Below are 13,250 nucleotides of genomic sequence, written 5' to 3' on the forward strand. Positions count from 1 at the left end.
GATCCGAGGACCAATGCGAACGGGGTGGTGCACTGGAAGATGTACACGTCGACACCTTCCTGCCCCATCGGGGAGATCCTTTAGGCGGAGATCGCTCATGCACCATGCCTCACGGGTTTTCGGCCTACAGCGCATGACCCGTCCGCGCTAGTGTTGCGTGAGATTGTCGGCGGAGGCCAAGGGCAGGGTACGTGGAGCCGAGTGCAGACGTAGTAGTTCTCACCGCACTACCAGTCGAGTTCCAGGCCGTGTTGCTGCTGTTGCGCGACCAGTCGACGCTCGTTCATCCGGAAGGCACGCGCTTCGTGCAGGGGGCGCTGCCTGGAGTTGCGGGGACCGTTGCCATCTCAAGAATCGGAGCCGGCAATCTGACGGCGGCCGTCATGGCTGAGCGTGTCCGCCAGTGGCTGCGCCCGCAGGCGTTGCTGTTCGTCGGCGTTGCGGGTGGGCTGAAGCCAGAGGCCCGACTCGGTGACGTTGTGGTGTCGACGAAGGTTCACTATCTGCATCCGGGCAAAGAGACACCCGAAGGCTTCAACGCCCGACCGGTGCCAGGCGCTGTGTCGCACAGGCTGGAGCAGGCGGCAGGAATCGCCTTGTGCTCGGAAACCTGGCGCAAGTGGGTGCCCGATGAAGTGCGAGCGACCTGGCAGGGAACTGGTCCGCACGTTCACTTCCAGCCCATCATCGCCGGTGAGGTCGTCCTGAATTCCTCGGTCGCTCCTCTGCATGACCAGATCACGTTCCACTACGGTGACGCCCTGGCCATCGAGATGGAGTCCGCCGGCGTCGCCCGTGCCGCCGACCTGTCGGAGGGCCTTCGGATCCTCACCCTTCGAGGCATCAGCGACCACGCCGATGCCAACAAAGGTGAAGACGATGCGTCGGGTTCGCAGCATCGGGCGTCCGCACATGCCGCCGCCGCGGCGGCGGCCCTCGTGTGTGAGCTGCTGCCGGAGACGGCTGGACCTGGCGGTTCGAGCCGCGCCGTACGCTCTGCCGAAGCTATTGACAAGGCATCAGTACCGGATGCCGAGTGGGTGAAGGCCCTGATGGCCTTTGACGACATAGCCAGGGGGGACTTCCGGCACAGCCTTCTCGCCGACATGGGGCGCACACTCGGCCTGCCCCATGCATTCATGGCCGCGGAATCATCGGTGGCTCGTGATCATGTCCGGGAGATCGTTCGCCGGATGAACGCCTATCGGGATCCTCTTGCTGCACGCACGGCCCTCTACACCGCTCTTGAGTGCGCTCGACCTGACGACGGGGCCCTCGAAGGGCTGAGCCGGTTGTTGCCATGACGAATGAGATTTTTACTGTGCAGGCCCCGCGTTGGTGCCGCGTACGTGCCGACAGTTCTCCCGACGGGGACCTATTCCCGCTGGACGACGACGGATTCCTGGGCGACGAGCACATTTTGGCGCCCCCAGGGTCGGAGGCCACCGCTGGTGTGCTCGCTGCCCCGGGTGACGTCGCCCGTGAGGGGGCAACCGTACTGCTGGGTGAGCCGGGTGCCGGAAAAACCTCAGTGTTCAGGTTGCTGGTGCAGGGGCTACCGATGTGGGACGACCCCTTCATCCTCAACGGGGCGGACCGTTGCGTGTGGATCGACGGCCCTGATCTGACCGCCACCACCTGGGACGAGGTCTTGGGGAGTCACGTGCCCCGCGGAGGATGTGCACCGCATCGTGTCATGGCTGGCGCAGGACGTGGAGGACCAGACAGCGGTACCCGACGGTCGCAGGAAGCGGTTCGCGGAAGACAGGCTTGTTTCCGGCACAGTCGACAGGGCGTTGAGTATTCCGGGTGCAGAGTCGCTGTTGCCCGACATCGCCCGGATCGTGACGGCTCGCATGCTGGGCCATGAGAAGGCGGAGTTCCCCCACGCGCTGAACCCGATCACGCCCGATGGGCTGGAGCCGGCCCAGGTACGTGATCTGCGACGCAAGCTCGCCGACGCCCTGCTCGCCCGGGGAATTTTGGCGGGACAGGCCATGAGGTATTTCGCGTGGCTCATCGTGCGCGAATGGCAGTCCCACCGCACGTCGTTCGGGGAGCCCGAAGGATCGCACGGGGACCGGCACACCCTGCTCGACTCAGGTGACTTCGCCTGGGCGCTGCAAACGGCCGCTGACTGCGCCGAGAAGACCGAGCAGGCAGACGCGTATGCGCGGCTCGCGGAGATCCTCTTCGATCAGCGGAGCCAAGAACACTTCGAACTCGCTTACCAGAGCCAGGACAATCCTGCCTGGCCGTATCTGCGATGGTTCTACGAGCCGATCGAGATCCGTGGTGATCTCGCTGACAACTGGCGCAGGAACCACTGTGCCACCTCCCCGGCAACCTGGCCCGAGAGCGCGAAGTTCATCGCACGGCAGCGGGAGCGCCTCCAGAGGGCGCGTCAGCATGACACCGACAGTTTCTGGACTCTGCTCTGGAACCTGCAGTGCGATCCGAACACCGGAGAGGGACAGCTCCGCTTCGACGACAAGATCAGCGACTGGCCGGGATGCTCCATGTTCAACGCAGAGGAACTCGCCGACTTGCCCGGCTGCGCTCTGGAATTCCTGCGCCGTGAGAACGACCACGCCGATGAATGGCTCGGACTGGAGAAGCAGGACAAGCGCGCCTGGGCCGGCGTCCTGTCGCTGTCGCTGCTCGACGACGCGGGTCGGCTGGACGACCTCGAACCAGACCGGTGGAGTGCCTGGGTGGGCGCGATCGCCGACCCGTGGTACGTCCTCTCGTCCACGACGTGGGCGCTACTGCTCCGGAGGGCGGTCGTCAATGACCCCCAGGGTCTTACTCGTGCGATCGGGACGGCTGCCAGGGCGCAACTGGCCAGCGGCGTACAACCGTTAGTTCTGGAACGAGTCGAGGCGACCTGGTCCTCGGTCGTCACCGAGATGTGGGAAGACTTCCTGGCGGCGCTGTCCGCTGCCCTACTGCCCGACTTCCGCGCGACGCGTCCAGCGGGTGTGTGGTCGGTGTCCGCAGAGGCATTCGAGAAGGGAGGCGAGGGTCGGGCAGGGCTAGTTCGTACGTGGTCCGGTCTCCTCGCCGACCTTCTCACTGTTGAGAACCCTCTTGCACGGTCTGTGGCCGAGTTCGCCCTCATGGCTGTGGAGCGGGACGGCGAAGCCGTGGATCTCGAGTTGCCGGTGCTCGTCGCCTGCGCTCTGTTTGAGGTTGACGGCTTCGAGGCCTGGACCAGTCTCAGGGCACTGATCGACGCATCGGACCGCTTCAGCCGGGATCTCGCTCTGAAATGCGCCGGGCGCTCCGAGCGTGGGAATGTCGAGGTACACGCCGATGAAGAGGGGCTGAGCGCGCTCTATCGGTGGCTCGACGCACTCTTCCCTCAGGACCGGAACAGCCGACCGCTCGGGGTATACAGCATGACTCCCGAGATGGAGGCGCTGGACTGGCGCGAAGCGTTGCCCGGGACGCTGAGCCGCCGCGGCACTCCGGAGGCGGTCGACCAGCTGAAGACGCTGGCAGCCGAGTTTCCCGCTCGCCTGAACCTGCGAGCCGCGCTGGTGTCGGCACGGGCCAACTGCCTTGCGGCGACGTGGACTCCAGCGGACCTCGACGAGGTCGTCGCCATCCTGGCCGGGGTAGCCGTCGCTTCCGAGTTCACGCTCGTCGAAGCCGAACTCGCTGAGGTGCTGGAAGCCTTCCAGGACATGGGAAGCCACGAATTCCGCGAGGGGATCGTGCGGGATGTGCAGCGGCTCATGAATTCTGACCGACTCCTGCCCATCGCGGACCACAACATGGCGTACGACCATCTGCGGGCGATCGCCGGGTACGCCTACGGCGAGGGCGGTCCGGAGGCCCGGCTTGCCCTGCTCACGGCACTGGAACAAGCCCGTCCCGACGAGAAAGCTCTGGAACCGCTCAGGGCTCTGCTTGCGGTACGCAAGAGCCGGTCGGCATGAGACGCTGATCGGGCGGAGCGAGTGGCGCAGCGGGGGATGAGGAATGGTTTTTCTACGCGATATTGGCACATCGCTGCTTGCCAGCGCTCTTTTCTTGGCATTGGTATGGGTATTTTCGAAGACTGCCCGTCGCTTTCTGCGTGGCCTTGCTGCCCATCTACTACACTTGGATGTGGAAGAGGTCTTCGCCAACAGTCGAGATGCGGCGCACGACATCAAGCGGGAACTCGGTCGGGCGAGGGAGGTGTCCATTCTGACAGGCCGCGGTGCTGAACTACAGCGCGACTTGTTCGAGGAACTGGTCCTTCGCTGTCGGGCTCGCCGCTGTCGCTGCCGCATACTGCTGCCGAAACTTGATGTTCCCGCAGGCGAGCCGGATTGGATCACCGACCGGGAAGAGGAGATCCAAGTCTTCGACTCCGCTTTCGGTACCGGTCTGCTGCGCCGCCAGATCGCGGCGACCTACGATTACCTTGCTCCGCTCACGGTCGCGGGACACCTCGAAGCACGTGGTTATGGCATTCCACACATCGGCCGGATTATCGCAACCGAACGGGTCGTCTATCTGACTCCGTACTCGGCGGACCGGCATGGCAGGGAATCCCCCGTGATCAAATATCGCCGTGGAGAGACATACGATGTCCTGATGCGTCTGATTGACAAGTTGTGGGTGGGGTCCGGATCAGTGTGACCGCCGGGGCCGAACGGGTCCACCTTGCTTCCTGCTTGCGCCCGCAGCCTCGTTGCCTTGGCCGCCGGGCTCCAGGCCACTGTTCCGGACCCATGTAGCCCCGGTTCGCAACGTTGCTCTACGGATGGGAAGTTCCCGCATTTCCTCGGCATCACGAACGAGTGGGCATCCACCACTCCGTATGTCGGGTGCTTCCGACAATCAGTGACAGGACGCCATTGACGCTTCGGGGCGTGGGGCATCTCCTGCGGTTTGTGAGGGAGTTGGATCACGTCCACGTACTGGCTGAGCTGTTCCAACTACGTGTGGCGGCAGTGCCTACGAGCAGTGGGTCTGCGAATGCGATGACCAGGCCGACCACGTCAGTGAAGAGATTCGGATAGCCGGTCGAGGAAGGCCCCTGTCGGCGGCGCCAAGCGGCGTAGGAGGATTGGCGGCGCTCGGCGAGGTCGGTGATCGCGGCGCTGAGGGGCTTCAGCTCGATGCCGCGGTGTGTGGCGGTGGCGGTCAGTGCTGCGGCCAGTTCTCCGCCGTTGAGATTGTTGAGCGTCAGCAGGCGGTAGAGGTCCGCGTAATCCCGGTCGCGGGTGTTGAGATCGCCGAGTGAGACGGCGGTGGAGAGCTTCTCGGCGATGACGGTGGCGAGCGGGTAGCCGAAGAGTTGGAAGCTTTCCGTGGTGAGCTGCTGCGGGTAGTTGATGGTCTGAGGTCCGGGAGTGATGGGGTCGCCGAAGCTGATGTCCAGTTGGAGCTTGAGACGCGCCCGGGCGATCGATGCGGCCATGGACAGCCGTAGGCCGTGATACTCGTCCTCCTCTCGGATGGGTACGGTTCTGAGCGTGGCGGAGTCGTATGCCACGCCGTCGTCGACCTCAGTGGTGGCGATCGCGGCGATTCTGCGAAAGATCTCGGCTTCCTCGCCGGAGAACGCGCGGCCGAGGATGTCGATGTCACGGGTCATCCGGCGGGCGCCGAACTGGGCGAGCAGCAGGCCGCCCTTGAGGATGAAGTGCTCGCGGCCGAGGGGGGATGCTGCCAGGCGGTAGAGGAAGCGTTCGAGTACGTACTCGACCATGACCTCGTCCGTTGAACGGCCGTTGCGACGAGCCAGATTGCGCAGGTCGTTGTAGACGCGGCCTGCGGTGGTATCGCGAGTTGGGTTGACCATCAGGCGAGCACCGCCTCTACGGCGGGGCGGATGACGGAGAGCGCACCCAGCTCGCGGGCGATGAGCTGGAGTTCGCCGATCCCGCTCCGTCCGCTGCGACGCAGGTAGCGGCCGAGTGCGGACAGGGCCATGGTCTCGCCGATTCTGCCACGGTGGCGCATCGCATCGACGACGCTGCGGGCGGCGTTGTATGCGGGAATGGTCTCTCCTGGTGCGGCCTCGAACCGGTCGACGCCGAGGTTGAAGGTCTTCGCCGCGTACTGCGCCACCACGGTCGGGGGATAAGAGATCGTGGGACGGCGTGATCCGCGTGGTACGGCGATGTGTACGGCGCTAGGGATGTCGTCGATCAGCTCGTGCAGAGCCAGGGCGGACTCCCCGCACAGGACAGCGTGAGGCGCCCGCGTACACACGGCCAGTAGGTCTGCGTATGCGGTCTCCGGCGCGTCTGCCCGCCGGTACACACCACGGGACAGTTCGTCTATCTCCCCTTCGGCGACCAGGTACGCCAGATCGCGAGCGGAGAGCAGGGCCTGACGTGCCTGCGCTGTCGTGAACGTAGGGGGGAGGCCGGCCAGCCGCTGCTCCAGGCGCGAGATTTCCGCAGCACTCATGTATCGAATGGTACCCCTCCAGTGGGCTTAGGGGGTCGATTCGATACATCCAGATGGCGGGGGCGGAGTTCCCGTCGTTGGCTATGTGCCACGAACCCACAGGCCAGACGCCCATCCCGTGAGATTTCCCAGGGACTTTTCAGGGACTTTCACGTCTGTCCCAGGGCGTTTCCAGGGACTTTCTGCCGTGTAAGCAGGGAAGGCCCTGACAGCGCTGAAAGACACGAACGCGCAGGTCAGGGCCTATTTCGCTAGCACTCGATGATGTTCACCGCGAGCCCGCCCCGGGCCGTCTCCTTGTACTTGACGCTCATGTCCGCGCCGGTCTCCTTCATGGTCTTGATGACCTTGTCGAGGGAGACCTTGTGGGAGCCGTCGCCGCGCATGGCCATCTTCGCGGCCGTGACGGCCTTGACCGCGGCCATGCCGTTGCGCTCGATGCAGGGGATCTGGACGAGGCCGCCGACCGGGTCGCAGGTCAGGCCGAGGTTGTGCTCCATACCGATCTCGGCGGCGTTCTCGACCTGTTCGGGGCTGCCGCCGAGGACCTCGGCGAGGGCGCCCGCGGCCATGGAGCAGGCCGAGCCGACCTCGCCCTGACAGCCGACCTCGGCGCCGGAGATGGACGCGTTCTCCTTGAAGAGCATGCCGATCGCGCCCGCGGCCAGCAGGAAGCGGACGACGCCGTCCTCGTCGGCACCCGGCACGAAGTTGATGTAGTAATGCAGGACCGCCGGGATGATGCCCGCGGCGCCGTTGGTGGGGGCGGTGACCACGCGGCCGCCCGCCGCGTTCTCCTCGTTCACGGCCATCGCGTAGAGCGTGATCCACTCCATCGCGTGGGCCAGCGGGTCGCCCTCGGCGCGCAGCTGACGGGCCGAGACGGCGGCGCGGCGGCGGACCTTGAGGCCGCCCGGCAGGATGCCCTCGCGGGACATGCCCCGGGAGACGCACGCCTGCATCACGCGCCAGATCGCGAGGAGACCCTCGCGGATCTCCTCCTCGGTGCGCCAGGCCCGCTCGTTCTCCAGCATCAGGGCGGAGATCGACAGGCCCGTCTCGCGGGTCAGCCGCAGCAGCTCGTCGCCGGTGCGGAAGGGGTACTTCAGGACCGTGTCGTCGAGCTTGATGCGGTCCTCGCCCACCGCTTCCTCGTCGACCACGAAGCCGCCGCCGACGGAGTAGTACGTCTTCGACAGCAGCTCCGCGCCCTGGGCGTCGTACGCCCACAGCGTCATGCCGTTCGCGTGGTACGGCAGTGCCTTGCGGCGGTGCAGGATCAGGTCGTCGGCGAAGGAGAAGCCGATCTCGTGCGAGCCGAGCAGCTTGATGCGGCCCGCCGACTTGATCTCCTCGACGCGGTCGTCGGCGCCCTCCACGTCCACCGTCCGCGGCGAGGCGCCCTCCAGGCCGAGGAGGACCGCCTTCGGGGTGCCGTGCCCGTGCCCGGTCGCGCCCAGGGAGCCGTACAGCTCGGCGCGTATGGACGCCGCCGAGTCCAGCAGCTCCTCATTGCGCAGCCGCCGGGCGAACATGCGTGCCGCGCGCATCGGGCCCACCGTGTGGGAGCTGGACGGGCCGATGCCGATCGAGAACAGGTCGAAGACCGAGATGGCCACGGGAACTCCTCAAAGCGGGGGTGGTGCAGGGGGTGGGGCGCCGCGCACACCTCCAGTGTGCTCGGCGCCCCGAGGATTCGTACGTTCCGTACGAATTACTTCCGAATTACTTCAGGCCGGGGTACAGCGGGTGCTTGTCGGCCAGAGCGGACACCCGGGCCTTCAGGGACTCCGCGTCGTAGGACGGCTTCAGCGTCTCGGCGATGATGTCCGCGACCTCGGTGAAGTCCTCGGCCGTAAAGCCGCGGGTGGCGAGGGCGGGCGTGCCGATGCGCAGGCCGGAGGTGACCATCGGCGGGCGCGGGTCGTTCGGGATGGCGTTGCGGTTGACCGTGATGCCGACCTCGTGGAGGCGGTCCTCGGCCTGCTGCCCGTCCAGCTCGGAGTTGCGCAGGTCGACCAGGACCAGGTGCACGTCTGTACCGCCGGACAGGACATCCACGCCCACGGCCTTGACGTCGTCCTGGACCAGACGCTCGGCCAGGATGCGCGCGCCGTCCAGCGTGCGCTGCTGGCGCTCCTTGAAGTCGTCCGAGGCGGCGACCTTGAAGGAGACGGCCTTGGCGGCGATCACGTGCTCCAGCGGACCGCCCTGGAAGCCGGGGAAGACCGAGGAGTTCAGCTTCTTGGCGAACTCCTTCTTCGCCAGGATGATGCCGCCGCGCGGGCCGCCCAGCGTCTTGTGGGTGGTGGAGGTGACCACGTCCGCGTACTCCACCGGGTTCGGGTGGAGACCGGCCGCGACCAGGCCCGCGAAGTGCGCCATGTCGACCCACAGGTACGCGCCGACCTCGTCCGCGATCCTGCGGAACTCCGCGAAGTCGAGCTGCCGCGGGTACGCCGACCAGCCGGCGATGATCACCTTCGGCCGGTGTTCCTTGGCGAGCTGCTCGACCTCGGCCATGTCGACCATGCCGGAGTCCTCGACGTGGTAGGCGACCACGTTGAACTGCTTGCCGGAGAAGTTCAGCCGCATCCCGTGGGTCAGGTGGCCGCCGTGGGCCAGGTCCAGACCGAGGATGGTGTCGCCGGGCTGGGCCATCGCGAAGAGCGCGGCCTGGTTGGCGGAGGCGCCCGAGTGCGGCTGCACGTTGGCGTACTCGGCGCCGAACAGGTCCTTGACCCGGTCGATCGCGATCTGCTCGGCGACGTCGACGTGCTCGCAGCCGCCGTAGTAGCGGCGGCCCGGGTAGCCCTCGGCGTACTTGTTGGTCAGGACCGAGCCCTGGGCCTCCATGACCGCGACCGGAGCGAAGTTCTCCGAGGCGATCATCTCCAGGGTGGACTGCTGGCGGTGCAGCTCGGCGTCGACGGCGGCGGCGACGTCCGGGTCGAGCTCATGAAGGGGCGTGTTCAGAAGCGACATGCGGTGACTCCTCAGCCGGCGGTGAAGGCGGTGTACTCGTCAGCGGTGAGCAGGTCCTCCGGCTCGTCCGCGACGCGTACCTTGAACAGCCAGCCACCCTCGAAGGGGGCGGAGTTCACCAGGGACGGGTCGTCCACGACGTCCTGGTTGGTCTCGACGATCTCGCCGGTGACCGGCGCGTACAGGTCGCTCACGGACTTGGTCGACTCCAGTTCGCCGCAGGACTCGCCCGCGGTCACCGTGTCACCGACCTCCGGGAGCTGGGCATAGACGACATCGCCGAGCGCGTTGGCCGCGAACTCGGTGATGCCGACCGTCGAGACGCCGTCCTCGGCGACCGACAGCCACTCGTGCTCCTTGCTGAAGCGCAGCTGCTGGGGGTTGCTCATGGCCTGAATTCTCCTGTACGCGGGGGAGTGGTGATGAACGGGTGGTCTTGGGATACGAGACGTCACACAGGGATGTACGTCACGTAGGACGCGCTCGAGCTCGTGAGGTGAGGCCGCGAACTCGTGAGGCGAGGCCCGGAGCTCGTGACGCAAGCCGCGAGCTCGTGACGCACGGCGCGCTCGCGCTCGTCACGCAGGGCGCGCGCACGCTCGTAACGTAAGGCGCGCTCGCGCTCGGAGTTACTTCTGGCGCTTATAGAACGGCAGCGCAACGACCTCGTACGGCTCGTGGCTGCCCCGGATGTCCACACCGACCCCGGCCGTGCCCGGCGCGGCGTGCGCGGCGTCGACGTACGCCATCGCGATCGGCTTGCCCAGCGTCGGGGACGGCGCGCCCGAGGTGACCTCGCCGATCACCTGACCGCCGGCGACGACCTGGTACCCGGCGCGCGGGACGCGACGGCCCTCGGCGAGCAGGCCGACGAGCACCCGCGGCGGGTTGGCGAGCGCCCGCGCGGCGGCCTCGGTGAGCGCCTCGCGCCCCACGAAGTCGCCCTCCTTCTCGAACTTCACGACCCGTCCCAGGCCCGCGTCGAAGGGGGTGAGCGAGGTGCTCAGCTCGTGCCCGTACAGCGGCATGCCCGCCTCCAGGCGCAGCGTGTCGCGGCAGGAAAGGCCGCAGGGGACGAGCCCGACGGGGGCGCCCGCCTCGGTCAGCGCCAGCCACAGCTTCTCGGCGTCGGCGGGAGCGACGAACAGCTCGAAGCCGTCCTCGCCGGTGTAACCGGTGCGCGCGATCAGCGCCGGGACGCCCGCGACGGTGCCGGGCAGGCCCGCGTAGTACTTCAGGCCGTTCAGGTCGGCCTCGGTGAGCGACTTGAGGATGCCGGGGGACTCGGGGCCCTGCACGGCGATCAGCGCGTACGCGTCACGGTCGTCGCGCACGACGGCGTCGAAGCCCGCCGCGCGCTCGGTGAGCGCGTCCAGCACCACCTGGGCGTTGGAGGCGTTGGCGACGACCATGTAGTGAGAAGAGCCGGCTTCGGTGTCGGCCAGCCGGTACACGATCAGGTCGTCGAGGATGCCGCCGTCCGCCTGGCAGATCATGGTGTAGCGGGCGCGGCCGACGCCGACGGAGGCGATGTTGCCGACCAGCGCGTAGTTCAGGAGCGCCGCGGCCTCGGGGCCGGTGACCGTGATCTCGCCCATGTGCGAGAGGTCGAAGAGACCGGCCTTCGTCCGGACGGCGAGGTGCTCGTCGCGCTCGGAGCCGTAGCGCAGGGGCATGTCCCAGCCTGCGAAGTCGGTCATCGTCGCGCCGAGCGAGCGATGCAGGGCATCGAGCGCGGTATGACGGGGTGCGTTACTGCTCATCGGTAGGGCTCCCAAGGCATGACGGCGAGGTCGTTCCTCCCCATCTGTCATCGGAACCTGAGAGGTTCATCACGACCCCGCACGGCGGTGGTCCTGACTTGCACCTTGGGTGGAGCCACTGGTCAGCGGCCCGCTTTTCAGATGTGCCTCGCCCGCGCGGTAACGGGGCCTGAGAGATTCAAGGGAGGGACTTGCTCCTTCGGCGCCTCAGCACACGACGTACGTGACTGAGAACTCTCCCGCGCGGATTCAAGCGGCCGGTATGCAGTTGGCGGGCACATCATTGCACGCGCTGTCCGATCACGGCAGTCCGCATCTGTAACCGGCCTGTGGCAGTCCGAGAACGGAAACAGGAAGCGCCGCGCATTACCTTCTCTTTACACTCGACGGGGATGGGACTCCACACCCAAGGGGAGGACGATCACGGTGAACAGGACCACGGCGTACGCCACGACCTCGGCCGTCGCGCTGCCCAAGCAGCCCGGTGCCCCGGCCCGGGAGGCGTGCGGCCCGCTGCCGACGGCCGTCGTGCGCGACCTCAGGGACCGCGCGGGACACAGCCCGCACGGTCTGTACTTCGGGGCATCGGACCTCGTCGTGGTCACCGGCCTGCCCGGCAGCGGCAAGTCGACGCTGATGCGCCGCGCCGTGAGCGGCGCGCGCGTCGACTCGCAGGACACCCGGGACCGCTGGGACGGCCGGCTGCTGGCCCGCCGGCTCCCGTACGCCGTCTACCGCCCCCTCGTCCGCCTCGCGCACTACGCGGGTCTGCGCCGCGCGCTGCGCTCCGGCGCCGGAGTCGTCGTGCACGACTGCGGCACGCAGGCCTGGGTGCGGCGCTGGCTCGCCCGTGAGGCCCGGCGCCGGGGCGGCGCGCTGCACCTGCTGCTGCTCGACGTCATGCCGGGCACGGCCCTGGAGGGCCAGCGCGAGCGCGGCCGCGGCGTCTCGCGGTACGCGTTCGCCCGGCATCGCGGCGCGGTGGCCCGGCTGCTGCGCTCCGTCGAGCAGGGCGACCTGCCGGAGGGCTGTGGCTCGGCGGTGCTCATCGACCGGGACGCGGCGGACGTGCTGCGCCGGATCGACTTCGGCGGCGGAGCCGCGTAGGAGCCCACTAACCTTGCCAGCCGGAACACCGGAACAGCGGTTCAAAGCAGGCGGTAGACAGATGGACTTCCCCGACTTCCCGGCACAGGCGCACCCCCACCCGCACGGCGGATGGCCCGGCAATGAGCTGGAGGAGGTGCTCGCCTCGTCCCTCGGCGTGCCCTCTGCGGGCGCGCGCATCATCGAGGTCCTCGGCCGCAGCTTCGTCTGGGTGCCCCTGCCGAACGGCGGCGGCCCGCACACCGGCCCGCTGGACCTGCCCACGCTGGAGCTCGAGGGGCAGGCGTACGTCCCTGTCTTCAGCTCCGAGGAGCAGTTCCGCCAGGTCACCGGCGGCCACATGGCGTACACGATCGCGCCCGCCGTCGAGTTCGCCCGCGGGCTCCCCCCGCAGGTCGGCATCGCGGTCAATCCGGACGGCGTGGTCGGCGTACCGCTGCCGCCCCTCGCGGTCGCCGAGCTGTGCAAGGCCGGGCGGACCCCGCTGGACGGGCCCGCGAGCGGCGGCCGGGTGCGGCTGTTCGAGCCCGACTGGCAGGACGACCCGGTGGACTTCCTGTCCGCGGCCTCCGCCGAGTTCGCCGCGACCGGCGTGGTCCTGAGCGCCCGCCGCTGCCTCGCCAGTATCGAGGGCGGCGACCCCGTGATGTTCATCGGCGTCGAACTGTCCCAGTGGGAGGGCGACCTGCGAGCGCTGCCCATGGACGCCCTCGGCCGCGCACTGGGCAGGGTCGCGGTGAAGTGGCCGGTCAACCTCGTCCTCCTCGACGTGGCCCAGGACCCGGTGGGCGACTGGATGAGGGAAAACGTGCGGCCCTTCTACCAACACGGCCACTGAGCAGCCCCGTAAGGGGCGCGGGGAACTGCGCGATCAACCACGAACAACCCGCACCCGCCGACGGGCAAGAAGCCCCGAGCTCTTGGGCGGTTGCTGTCGGCGGCTCCACTTAAGCTGGTTTCATATCCGGGGCAACTTCT

General features: G+C 67.6%; 11 protein-coding genes and 2 riboswitches. Of the genes, 5 read left to right on the plus strand and 6 right to left on the minus strand.

The window, feature by feature from the left end:
• The first annotated feature begins 191 nt into the window (after positions 1-191).
• The 3 genes from ACZ4WS_RS33585 to ACZ4WS_RS33595 all read left to right on the plus strand — a co-directional run bounded on the left by ACZ4WS_RS33585 (position 192) and on the right by ACZ4WS_RS33595 (position 4,635).
• Positions 192-1,304: a phosphorylase family protein gene (locus ACZ4WS_RS33585; RefSeq protein ID WP_467986487.1), complete on the plus strand. Its 1,113-nt coding sequence runs from the start codon at positions 192-194 to the stop codon at positions 1,302-1,304.
• Positions 1,305-1,679: 375 nt separating this feature from the next.
• Positions 1,680-3,944 (plus strand): hypothetical protein, encoded by a 2,265-nt coding sequence (locus ACZ4WS_RS33590; protein ID WP_467986488.1) that lies wholly within the window; start codon positions 1,680-1,682, stop codon positions 3,942-3,944.
• A gap of 43 nt (positions 3,945-3,987) precedes the next feature.
• A complete protein-coding gene (locus ACZ4WS_RS33595; protein WP_467986489.1) occupies positions 3,988-4,635 on the plus strand; it encodes a hypothetical protein in 648 nt (215 codons plus the stop codon).
• A 268-nt stretch (positions 4,636-4,903) separates the two neighbouring features.
• Here ACZ4WS_RS33595 and ACZ4WS_RS33600 read toward each other — a convergent pair whose 3' ends face one another.
• The 6 genes from ACZ4WS_RS33600 to gcvT all read right to left on the minus strand — a co-directional run bounded on the left by ACZ4WS_RS33600 (position 4,904) and on the right by gcvT (position 11,165).
• The gene (locus tag ACZ4WS_RS33600) at positions 4,904-5,803 is read right to left on the minus strand and encodes a nucleotidyl transferase AbiEii/AbiGii toxin family protein (protein ID WP_329364093.1); all 900 of its coding nucleotides are present in this window, start codon (positions 5,801-5,803) and stop codon (positions 4,904-4,906) included.
• Positions 5,803-6,417, minus strand: a complete 615-nt coding sequence (locus ACZ4WS_RS33605) for a type IV toxin-antitoxin system AbiEi family antitoxin domain-containing protein (protein ID WP_467986491.1) — start codon at positions 6,415-6,417, stop codon at positions 5,803-5,805. The genes ACZ4WS_RS33600 and ACZ4WS_RS33605 overlap by 1 nt, the downstream gene beginning before the upstream one ends.
• Before the next feature lie 251 nt (positions 6,418-6,668).
• A complete protein-coding gene (locus ACZ4WS_RS33610; protein WP_467986492.1) occupies positions 6,669-8,036 on the minus strand; it encodes an L-serine ammonia-lyase in 1,368 nt (455 codons plus the stop codon).
• Positions 8,037-8,142: 106 nt separating this feature from the next.
• Positions 8,143-9,402 carry a serine hydroxymethyltransferase gene (glyA, locus tag ACZ4WS_RS33615; protein WP_467986494.1) on the minus strand — a complete coding sequence of 420 codons (1,260 nt, stop codon included), beginning with the start codon at positions 9,400-9,402 and terminating at the stop codon, positions 8,143-8,145.
• Between the two features lie 11 nt (positions 9,403-9,413).
• Complete coding sequence (gcvH, locus tag ACZ4WS_RS33620; RefSeq protein WP_467986495.1) at positions 9,414-9,791, minus strand: glycine cleavage system protein GcvH; 378 nt, start codon at positions 9,789-9,791, stop codon at positions 9,414-9,416.
• 240 nt (positions 9,792-10,031) lie between these two features.
• Positions 10,032-11,165 carry a glycine cleavage system aminomethyltransferase GcvT gene (gene gcvT / locus ACZ4WS_RS33625; protein ID WP_467986496.1) on the minus strand — a complete coding sequence of 378 codons (1,134 nt, stop codon included), beginning with the start codon at positions 11,163-11,165 and terminating at the stop codon, positions 10,032-10,034.
• A gap of 34 nt (positions 11,166-11,199) precedes the next feature.
• Positions 11,200-11,312: riboswitch (glycine riboswitch) on the minus strand.
• Positions 11,313-11,417, minus strand: a riboswitch (glycine riboswitch).
• A 168-nt stretch (positions 11,418-11,585) separates the two neighbouring features.
• On the opposite strand from gcvT, the gene ACZ4WS_RS33630 reads away from it, so the two are divergent.
• Positions 11,586-12,272 carry an AAA family ATPase gene (locus tag ACZ4WS_RS33630; RefSeq protein WP_467986620.1) on the plus strand — a complete coding sequence of 229 codons (687 nt, stop codon included), beginning with the start codon at positions 11,586-11,588 and terminating at the stop codon, positions 12,270-12,272.
• Positions 12,273-12,333: 61 nt separating this feature from the next.
• Positions 12,334-13,110 carry an enhanced serine sensitivity protein SseB gene (locus ACZ4WS_RS33635; protein WP_467986497.1) on the plus strand — a complete coding sequence of 259 codons (777 nt, stop codon included), beginning with the start codon at positions 12,334-12,336 and terminating at the stop codon, positions 13,108-13,110.
• Positions 13,111-13,250: the final 140 nt, after the last annotated feature.

This window comes from Streptomyces sp. NPDC029292, assembly GCF_055569295.1.

Excerpts from the sequence above, each read along its gene's own strand:
- ACZ4WS_RS33595 (WP_467986489.1), top strand. The coding sequence starts at position 3,988 with ATGGTTTTTCTACGCGATATTGGCACATCGCTGCTTGCCAGCGCTCTT.
- ACZ4WS_RS33600 (WP_329364093.1), bottom strand. The coding sequence starts at position 5,803 with ATGGTCAACCCAACTCGCGATACCACCGCAGGCCGCGTCTACAACGAC.
- ACZ4WS_RS33605 (WP_467986491.1), bottom strand. The coding sequence starts at position 6,417 with ATGAGTGCTGCGGAAATCTCGCGCCTGGAGCAGCGGCTGGCCGGCCTC.
- glyA (WP_467986494.1), bottom strand. The coding sequence starts at position 9,402 with ATGTCGCTTCTGAACACGCCCCTTCATGAGCTCGACCCGGACGTCGCC.
- gcvH (WP_467986495.1), bottom strand. The coding sequence starts at position 9,791 with ATGAGCAACCCCCAGCAGCTGCGCTTCAGCAAGGAGCACGAGTGGCTG.
- gcvT (WP_467986496.1), bottom strand. The coding sequence starts at position 11,165 with ATGAGCAGTAACGCACCCCGTCATACCGCGCTCGATGCCCTGCATCGC.
- ACZ4WS_RS33635 (WP_467986497.1), top strand. The coding sequence starts at position 12,334 with ATGGACTTCCCCGACTTCCCGGCACAGGCGCACCCCCACCCGCACGGC.